Annotated in this window: 5 protein-coding genes; 3 read left to right on the top strand and 2 right to left on the bottom strand. The window is 69.1% G+C overall.

Annotated features, from left to right (window positions below; all coding sequences use genetic code 11):
- Positions 1-273 precede the first annotated feature (273 nt).
- The gene (locus NUU27_RS16960; protein ID WP_257763332.1) at positions 274-459 is read left to right on the top strand and encodes a hypothetical protein; all 186 of its coding nucleotides are present in this window, start codon (positions 274-276) and stop codon (positions 457-459) included.
- A gap of 122 nt (positions 460-581) precedes the next feature.
- Here the strand turns inward: NUU27_RS16960 and NUU27_RS16965 are convergent, their stop codons facing one another.
- Together NUU27_RS16965 and NUU27_RS16970 are read right to left on the bottom strand one after the other, a co-directional pair.
- A complete protein-coding gene (locus NUU27_RS16965; protein WP_257763333.1) occupies positions 582-1,484 on the bottom strand; it encodes an NAD(P)/FAD-dependent oxidoreductase in 903 nt (300 codons plus the stop codon).
- Complete coding sequence (locus tag NUU27_RS16970; RefSeq protein ID WP_257763334.1) at positions 1,474-1,935, bottom strand: Rrf2 family transcriptional regulator; 462 nt, start codon at positions 1,933-1,935, stop codon at positions 1,474-1,476. Before NUU27_RS16970 ends, NUU27_RS16965 begins: the two co-directional genes overlap by 11 nt.
- A gap of 213 nt (positions 1,936-2,148) precedes the next feature.
- On the opposite strand from NUU27_RS16970, the gene NUU27_RS16975 reads away from it, so the two are divergent.
- Both NUU27_RS16975 and pbpC read left to right on the top strand, forming a co-directional pair.
- The gene (locus tag NUU27_RS16975; RefSeq protein ID WP_257763335.1) at positions 2,149-7,614 is read left to right on the top strand and encodes an alpha-2-macroglobulin family protein; all 5,466 of its coding nucleotides are present in this window, start codon (positions 2,149-2,151) and stop codon (positions 7,612-7,614) included.
- 301 nt (positions 7,615-7,915) lie between these two features.
- Positions 7,916-9,655, top strand: a 1,740-nt coding sequence (pbpC, locus tag NUU27_RS16980) for a penicillin-binding protein 1C (RefSeq protein WP_257763336.1), incomplete at its 3' end; no start/stop codon positions are given.

Below are 9,655 nucleotides of genomic sequence, written 5' to 3' on the forward strand. Positions count from 1 at the left end.
GGCAAAGCCGGTAGCTTGGCCGGAGCCTATGTGGGCGGCAAGGTCGGAGGGGCCATCGGAAGTGCCCTGGACGGAACCCTGAGCGGGAATACCATTGGTATGACTGTCGGCGTTCATCCAAGTTCGCGGGATTATCCTGGAAGACACGGCAATTCATTCTCCGGGCGCGGCGGTCACCATGACGACCGTCATTGAAAGCCCGACAAGGCCCACCGTGCCGCGTTTGCAGAAGCTGCGCGCGCAAGCTGCAGCCAATCCAGCGTGACGGGTGCGATGCGAAAACTTTCGTCGAAATGGATCCACAGTTGGAGCGCCATCCTGGCGGTGTTGGTGGGCGTGACGATCGTTCGGCCTTGCCTGGCGTCGTACGGAGCGTTCGCCGCAGAGGGCGGGGCGATCGTCTCGGCAATCGTGATTTTCCTGATTGCCGATCATGCGATGACAAAGTGGCTCACCTGATGCGCGCCGGGTGTCCATGGCACCATTCCCCCACCTGGAGGATCACATAAGTCGAGGGGCGCCAGGCAAAACCGGGTCCGGTTCCTCCGCTCGCGCCCCGCTGCGGCGCATCCCCGCCCGCGTCACGTCTGCCCGAAGACGAGCGATTGGTGCACGGAGGCGCCGGCCTGGACGCCGTCGGCCGAGGCGAAGGTGGCGTTGTGCGCCATGCGCGTGATGTCCCCGGCGGCGAAGACGCCGGGCACGCCGGTCCTCTTCAGGGCATCGGTGCGGATGATCCTGCCGAACGGAGCGTCCTCGAAGGTGCAGCCGAGCTGCTCGGCGATGGGGCTCTGCGGGCGGCTGTCCGGGGCGAGGTAGAGCGCGCTCACCTCGACGAGGCGCCCATCTGCCAGCCGCAGGCCGGCCAGATCGGGCGCCTGTCCCTCAAGGCTGACCACACGCTCGGGCTCGAGCGTGACGCCGCGGGCGGAAAGGCGTGCGCGGGTCGCCTCGTCGGGCATCGCGCCGCCGTTCAGGAAGAAGGTGGTCGGGCCCCATTCGGTGATGAGCTCGGCCTGGTGGACAGACTGGGGGATGACGCTCAGCACGCCGAGCGGGCGGCCGAGGAACTCGTAGCCGTGGCAATAGGGACAGTGGAGCACGGAGCGGCCCCAGCGCTCGGTCATGCCGGGAATGTCCGGCAGCCTGTCCTTCAAGCCGAAGGCGAGGACGAGACGCCGGCCGGAAAGCGCTTCGCCATCGGACAGGGTGACGGCATAGCCCTCGCCGTTGGCCCGTGCCGCAGTGGCTTCGGCGTCGCGGAAGGAGACGCTCGGATAGGCGGCGACCTTCTGCCGGGCGTCGGCCAGCATGGCGAGGGGCGCGGCGCCGTCCTGCCCGAAGAAGCCGTGCGAGCGCACCGCGAAGCGGTTGCGCGGCCTGCCGGTGTCGAGGACGCAGACCGAACGGTTGGCGCGGCCGAGCTGCATGGCGGCGGAAAGGCCGGCAAAGCTGCCGCCGATGATGATGGCGTCATACTGCATGGGATTGCTGCTCCAGCGTCTGGCCGCGCTCGGCGAGGCGGCGGTTGAAGTCTTCGGAAAGGGCGCTCAGCGTCACGGCGTTCAAATGCTTCTGGAACACCGCCTCGGCCTCGCGGAAAGCCTCGTCCAGGGCGTGGTTCACCGATTGCTCGACAAGGCAGCCCGGCATCTGCGAGCGGTGGCCCATGGCGATCACCGTCGGCTCGCCGACGGCCTTGTAGATGTCGGCCAGGGTGACGCTCGCCGGATCGCAGGAAACGGTCCAGCCGCCGCCGTGCCCCTTGGCGGAGGCGACCAGCCCCTGTTTCCTGAGGCCGGCCATGACGCGGCGGACGACGACGGGGTTGGTGCCCATCATCCGCGCCAGCTGTTCGGAGGTCGCCGGGCTTTTCATGCCGAGCATGTGAAGAAGGACGTGCAGGACGCCCGAGAGCTTGCTGTCGGGTTTCATGTAACAACATATGTTACGTTAAAGCCGGTGTTGCAAGAGCCAGCGTGAAGATTTTATCGCAGCCTGTCCGGCCGGGCGGTTCGCCATGCTCGAGCGGGATCCGGCGCGATCCCGGGAGCGAGTATCCCGCGTAGTACAACTGGCTTGTTGACAGGCTTTTGCAAAGCTGGGCCAATATCGCGGGGACGTAATCGGCAGCGCTGGAGGTATATTATGCGCACGGCACGCGGGCTCTCCGTTTTTCTCTTCGCGACGTTCGGCCTCATCGCCTCCGCCATGGCGCAGGACACGCGGCGCGTCGTCACCAGCGAAAACGGCGATTACTTCGGCTTCGATCTCAGGACGGAGCAGAACGTGTCGCTCGACCAGTGCAAGGCGGTGTGCCTCGGCGATTCCCAATGCCGCGCCTTCACCTACAACACGCGCGCCAAGTGGTGCTTCCTCAAGTCCGATTTCAACCAGCTCAATCCCTTCGACGGCGCGGTGGCCGGCAAGGTGGTGACGGCGGATGCGGCGCCCGATATCGGCGCAGCTCCGGCTCTCAGGTTCGTGCCCGACCATGTGATCAACGAGGCGGAAGGCTATCGCGCCGAAGTCCTGCGCACGGCCGGGGGCGGCGATGCGGGCTTTGTCTCGCTGGTCTCCACCGCCAGCCAGGCGCTTGCGGGGGGCGACCCGCACAGGGCGATGCGGGCCTACAGGGCCGCCATAGCCGTCGAGCCGAAGGACGCCGCGCTGTGGGCGGGGCTGGCCCGCGCCGCAACCGCCGCCGACCCGGTCGGGGCGATCACCCGCTACACGCTGCAGCGTGCCGCGACCGGCGCCGGCGTCACGGCCTACAACCTTTCGCGCACGAGCGGCGACCGCGCCGAGGCCCTCGCAGCCCTGGCCGGGGCGCTGGAGCAGCGCAATCTGTTCCGCCCGGCGATCAGCGCCTACGAGGCCAGCCTGGCGCTGCAGCCCTCGCCGCAGGTGCAGGCGCTCTATGCCGATCTCAAGCGGCGCAAGGGATTCCGGATCATCGATCATTCGGTGGATTCCGACAGCGTCAGCCCACGGGTCTGCGTGCAGTTCTCCGAGGAGCTGGTGAAGAGCGGCATCGACTACGCGCAGTACATGACAGTCGAGAGCCAGCGCTCCGTGGCCATCGACCAGAGCGACAAGGAGCTTTGCGTCAGCGGGCTGAAGCACGGCGAGCAATACAGGGTGGTCATCCGCCAGGGGCTGCCCTCGGCCATCGGCGAGGTGATCGCCGAACCGGTGCCGCTGGAGATCTACATTCGCGACCGTGCCCCGGCGCTGCGCTTCACCGGCGACAATTTCGTGCTGCCGTCGACCGCGCGGCGCGGCATCCCCTTCGTGTCGGTCAACACGGAGAACGCCAAGCTGTCGCTCTACCGGGTGGGCGAGCGGGCGCTGACCGGGCTTCTGACGGAATCGAAGTTCCTGCGCCAGCTCGACGGCTATGAGGTCGGCCAGGTGGCCGACGACATGGGCGAGCCGGTCTGGGAGGGCACGGTGGAGATCGCCTCCGAGCTCAACAAGGATGTGGTGACAAGCATTCCGATCGACGAGGCGGTGCCCGAGCGCAAGCCGGGCGTCTACATGCTGACGGCGGTGCCTGAGGGCGACACCAGCCAGACCTGGGACAGCCGCGCCACACAATGGTTCCTCGTCTCCGACATCGGGCTGTCCACCTTCACCGGCAATGACGGGCTCTCCGTCTTCGCCCGTTCGCTCGCCTCCGCCAGGCCCCTCACCGGGCTGACGTTGAAGCTGCTGGCGCGCAACAACGAGGTGCTGGGCGAGGCGACGACCGATGCCGATGGCCGCGCGACGTTCGCGCCGGGCCTGTCGCGCGGTTCCGCCGGCCTGACGCCGGCCGCCATCGTCGCCGAGAACGGCACGGATGATTTCGTCTTCCTCGACATGACGCGGGCCGGCTTCGACCTGTCGGATCGCGGCGTCACGGGTCGCCCCTCTCCCGGGCCGCTCGACGCCTTCGCCTGGACCGAGCGCGGCATCTACCGCGCCGGCGAGACCGTTCACGCGGCGACGCTGCTGCGCGATCCTTCGGTCGACGCGGTGGACGACCTGCCGCTGACCTTCATCTTCCAGCGCCCCGACGGCATGGAGGACCGGCGCATCGTCTCCAAGGGCGGGGAGCTCGGCGGCCATGCGGTGGATCTGGCCCTGCCGGACAACGCCATGCGCGGCACCTGGACCCTGCGCGTCCATGCCGACCCGAAGCAGCCGGCGATCGCCGAGAAGATGTTCCTGGTCGAGGATTTCGTGCCCGACCGCACCGAGTTCGACCTGTCGAGCGCCGAGGAGGACATACCGGTCGGCGGCTCGACCGAGGTGACGCTGGACGGGCGCTATCTTTACGGCGCGCCTGCGGCGGGCCTATCGCTCGAGGGCCAGCTCACGGTCGACACCACGCGGCAGTGGGACGCCTCCCCCGGCTATCTCTTCGGCCTCGCCGACGAGGAGGACGTGGAGGCGAGCCGGACGGCACTCACCGGCCTGCCCGACACGGATGCCGACGGCAAGGCGGTGTTCCCGGTGGCCATCGACGCGGCGCCGTCAACCACCCGGCTTCTCACCGCCGAGATCAGCGTGCAGATGCGCGAGGCGGGCGGCCGCGCCGTCGAGCGCTCGCTCGACATCGGCGTGCGGCCGGAAACCGACATGATCGGCGTCAAGCCGGAATTTTCGGGCGGCGAGGTGCCGGAAGGCGGCACTGCGAGCTTCCGGGTCATCGCCGTCGATCCCGAGGGGCGCCGCATCGCCATGCCCGGCGTGAAGTGGTCGCTGCTGCAGGTGGAACGGCACTATCAGTGGTATCGCAACAACGGATCGTGGAACTACGAGCCGATCACCACCACCAAGCTGGTGCGGGAAGGCACGGTCGACGCATCGCCGGATGCCGAGCCGCAGATCAGCGTCTCCGCAAGCTGGGGTCGCTACCGGCTGGAGGTTGAGAGTGCCGAGGCCGACGGTCCGATCACCAGCACCGAGTTCAGCTCCGGCTGGTATGTCGGGGAAGGATCGACCGAGACGCCGGACGGGCTGGAAGTGGCGCTCGACCGCGACGGCTATGCGGTGGGCGACACGGCCAAGCTGAAGATCTCGCCGCGCTTTGCCGGGGAGGTCCTGGTCACGGTCGGCGCGGAAAGCCTGCTGCAGACCTTCACGGCGAGCGTGCCGGAGGAAGGCGCCACCATCGACATACCGGTGACCGCCGAGATGGGCGCCGGCTCCTATGTCACGGCGACGATGTTCCGGCCCGGCGAGGCGGCCGAGAACCGGCTGCCCATGCGCGCCATCGGGCTGCGCTGGCTGAAGGTGGACCCGGCCGGGCGCAAGCTGGCGGTGGATCTCGACGTTGCCGAGAAGGTGCGGCCGGGCGAGACGCTGACCGTGCCGGTGACGGTCGGCAACCTCGCCGCCGGTGAGGAGGCCTATGTGACCGTCGCGGCGGTCGATGTCGGCATCCTGAACCTGACCCGTTACGAGGCGCCGGCCCCGGGCGGCTGGTATTTCGGCCAGCGCATGCTGGGGCTGGAGATGCGCGACATCTACGGGCGCCTGATCGATGGCTCGCTGGGCGCGGCCGGCCGCTTGCGCACGGGTGGCGACGGGGGTGGCCTCGCCACCACCGGCAGCCCGCCGACCGAAAAGCTGATCGCCTTCTTCTCCGGCATCGTGCGGCTGGACGCCGAGGGCAAGGCGGACATTTCCTTCGACATTCCGCAGTTCAACGGCACGGCGCGGGTGATGGCCGTCGCCTGGTCGAAGAGCGGCGTCGGCAACGCCGTGAAGGATGTGATCATCCGCGATCCGGTGGTGCTGACCACCAGCCTGCCGCGTTTCCTTGCTCCGGGGGATGAGGCGCGCGTGCTGCTCGAGGTGGCGAACACGGACGGCCCGGCCGGCGACTACGCGCTGACCGTCACCGCCGACGGCGCCGTTGCCGCCGATCTGCGCAGCGCCCCCTCGAGCCTGACGCTCGAAGCCGGCGGGCGGACCACTCTGTCTCTGCCGATCTCGGCGCGAGACGCCGGCCCTGCCGGATTAACCGTTGCGCTCGCCCACCCCTCCGGCCTGACGGTGGAAAAGACGGTCGGCCTGCCGGTGCGGCCCGGCGTGATGCCGGTCGGCAGCCGGCGCACGGTGACGCTCACCCCCAATGGCGGCAGCGTGAGGCTCGACAGCGAGCTTCTCGCCGACAGCTTCGTCGACGGGGCGTCGGTGTCTCTCAGCGTGGCGCGCTCGGAGGCGTTCGACATTCCGGCGCTTCTCATGTCGCTCGACCGTTACCCCTATGGCTGTGCCGAGCAGACCACCAGCCGCGCCCTGCCGCTTCTCTATGTCAGCGAACTGTCCAGGCAGGCGGGGCTGGAGGAGGATCCGGCCATCAAGGGTCGCATCGAGGATGCCATCAAGCGCGTCCTTTCCTACCAGTCATCGTCGGGCAGCTTCGGCCTCTGGGGACCGGGATCAGGCGATTTGTGGCTTGACGCCTATGTCACCGACTTCCTGACCCGGGCACGCGAACAGGGCTTTGCCGTGCCCGAGCTGGCGATGACGCAGGCGCTGCAGAACCTGCAGAACTCGCTGGCCTATGACACGGACGTCCAGTCGCGGGGCGGCGAGATCGCCTATGCGCTCTACGTGACGGCGCGCAACCGCAAGGCCTCGGCCGGAGACCTGCGCTATTATCTCGACACGCGGCTCGACGAGTTCGAGACGCCGCTGGCGCGCGCCCAGCTCGCGGCGGGCCTGGCGCTCTATGGCGACGCGCAGCGCGCCGAAAGCGGTTTCTCGTCGGCCTTCCGCCTAGCGCGAGGCATGCCCGGTGGCCGCTCGGGGCGGTCCGACTACGGCTCGCGCCTGCGCGACGGCGCGGCGTTGCTGGCGCTCGCTGCCGAGAGCCGTCCCGAACCGGCCCTGGTGCCGCAGATGATCGATCTCGTTTCCGACATCCGCGGCAGGACGCGTTACATGAGCACGCAGGACGAAGCCTGGATGCTGCTGGCCGCCCGGGCGCTCAGCCAGTCGGGCAACGACATCCGGCTGACGGTCGACGGCGCCGCCCATTCCGGCGGCTTCGCCCGGCGGCTTACCGGCGCCGAGGTTTCGGCCGCTCCGCTGACCGTCGCCAATGCGGGATCGGAGCCGGTCACCGCGGTGATCACCACGGTGGCCGCGCCCCAGCAGCCGCTGCCGGCCGGCGGCGAGGGCTTCACGATCGAGCGCACCTACTATCGGCTGGATGGCACCGAAGTGAACGTCTCCGAGGCGCGCCAGAACGAGCGTTACGTGGTGGTGCTCAACGTTTCGGAGAAGAACAGCTGGCCGTCGCGGGTGCTGGTTTCCGATCTCTTGCCGGCCGGCTTCGAGATCGACAATCCGCGCCTGGTGAACAGCGCCGACCTTGCCAATTTCGAATGGCTGGGCGAGACGAGCGCCGCGCATACGGAGTTCCGCGACGACCGCTTCATCGCCGCCTTCGACCGCTCCGGCGGCAGCGAGCGCAGCTTCCGCCTTGCCTATGTGGTGCGGGCGGTGACACCGGGCGTCTACACGCACCCGGCGGCGAGCGTCGAGGATATGTACCGGCCGGAGCTTTCGGCGCGCACGGCAACAGGGTTCATGGAGGTGCTGGGGCAGTAGGAAGAGGATTGATGTCGGTGTGCTTCGATACCCCCCTCTGGCTTCCTGAGCTTGTCGAACGGGGCGGCCATCTCCCTCTTGAGGGAAGGGCAGTCGCCTGTGGCGGCGCGGTACCCCCACCCCTTACCCCTCCCCTCAAGGGGGAGGGGGATGATCGGGCGCACCACTTTTCTTCCCTCCCCCTTGAGGGGAGGGATCGAGGGTGGGGGTCGCAGGCGGAGCCTGCAAGAAGGACCATAGGCCATTGCCTTGCCCTTGAGGGGGAGATGACCGCACTCCCGTTCGGACACGGTTCACTCCCATGAATCGCCGCCTTGTCCTGCGCCGGCTGGCCATCGCCGGCATCGCCCTGGTGGCAGTCGTCCTTGCCGGCACCGTGGCACTCGGCCGGCTCGACGAGGCCTACCCGCCACCGCTCAGCGCGAGCGCCGTGTCGCCGGAGGTGGTCGATCGCGACGGGGCGCTGCTGCGCGCCTATGCGGCGCCGGACGGGCGCTGGCGGCTGAAGGCCGACATCGGCAGGCTCGACCCGCAATTCCTCGAGATGCTCGTCGCCTACGAGGACCAGCGCTTCTGGTCGCATTCCGGGGTCGATCTGAGGGCGCTCGGCCGGGCGGCGCTACAGCTCGTTGGGAACGGCCGCATCGTCTCGGGCGGCTCGACCCTTTCCATGCAGCTTGCCCGGCTGCTCGAACCGCGCGTGGAACGGAGCTTTGCGGCGAAGATCCGCCAGATCGCCCGTGCGCTGCAGATCGAGCGGCGACTGAGCAAGCGCGAGATCCTCGAGCGCTACCTGACGCTGGCGCCCTATGGCGGCAACCTCGAGGGCGTGCGTGCGGCGAGCCTCGCCTGGTTCGGCAAGGAACCGCACAAGCTCGGCCTTGCCGAGGCGGCGCTTCTGGTGGCGCTGCCCCAGGCGCCGGAGGCACGGCGACCCGACCGCCATCCGCAGGCGGCGGGAGCGGCCCGCGACCGGGTGCTGGCGCGCATGGCGCGCGCCGGCGTGATCGCCGAAAGCGAAGTCGAACGGGCCTCGGGGGCGAAGGTTGCAGCGCGGCGGCTGCCGATGCCCGCCTATGCGGCGCATCTGGCCGATGCCGTCATGAAGGCCGAGCCTGAAGCGGGCCGCTACCAGTTGCTCGTCAGCCGCAGTGCACAGGCCAATTTGGAAGCAGTGGCCGCCGAGGCGGCGCGGCGTCTCGGCAGACGCGTCTCGGTGGCGATGATCCTCGCCGACGCGCAGAGCGGCGAGGTTCTGGCGCGGGTCGGCTCGGCCGGCTATTTCGATGCGGCGCGCGCCGGCTGGATCGACATGAGCGTCGCGCAGCGCTCGCCCGGCTCGACGCTGAAACCCTTCATCTACGGCCTTGCCTTCGAGGAAGGGCTGGTGATGCAGGAAACGATGATCGAGGACCGGCCGGGCAATTTCTCCGGCTACCGCCCGCGCAATTTCGATCTCGACTATCAGGGCGACGTCACGGTGCGCACGGCGCTGCAGATGTCTCTCAACGTGCCGGCGATCCGGCTGCTCGATGCGGTCGGCCCGGTGCGGCTCGTCTCGCGAATGAGGCGGGCCGGCGTGGCGCCCGTCCTGCCGCCCGGCGAGACGCCGGGGCTCGCCATCGGCCTCGGCGGCGCGGGTCTGACCCTGGAAGGGCTGGTGCAACTCTATGGCGGGCTGGCCAATCGTGGCCGGGTACGGCCGCTGCACTATCTTGCCGGGAGCGACGTTCCGGCCGGCCCGCCCTCCGTCCTGACGCCGCAGGCAAGCTGGCAGATCGCCGACATCCTGTCGGGCGTGGTCCCGCCGCAGGGCGCGCCGCGGCTCGGCATCGCCTACAAGACCGGCACCTCCTATGGCTACCGCGACGCGTGGGCGGTCGGCTATGACGGGCGTCACGTGCTCGGGGTGTGGGCGGGCCGGCCCGACGGCGGTTCCGTGCCCGGGCTGACCGGCTATCTTGCGGCGGCGCCGATCCTCTTCGAGGGGTTTTCGCGTTCGGGCGTCGGCATCGCGCCGCTGCCTTCCGCACCGGCCGGC

It is taken from the genome of Nitratireductor sp. ZSWI3 (assembly GCF_024655565.1).
GTDB lineage: Bacteria > Pseudomonadota > Alphaproteobacteria > Rhizobiales > Rhizobiaceae > Nitratireductor.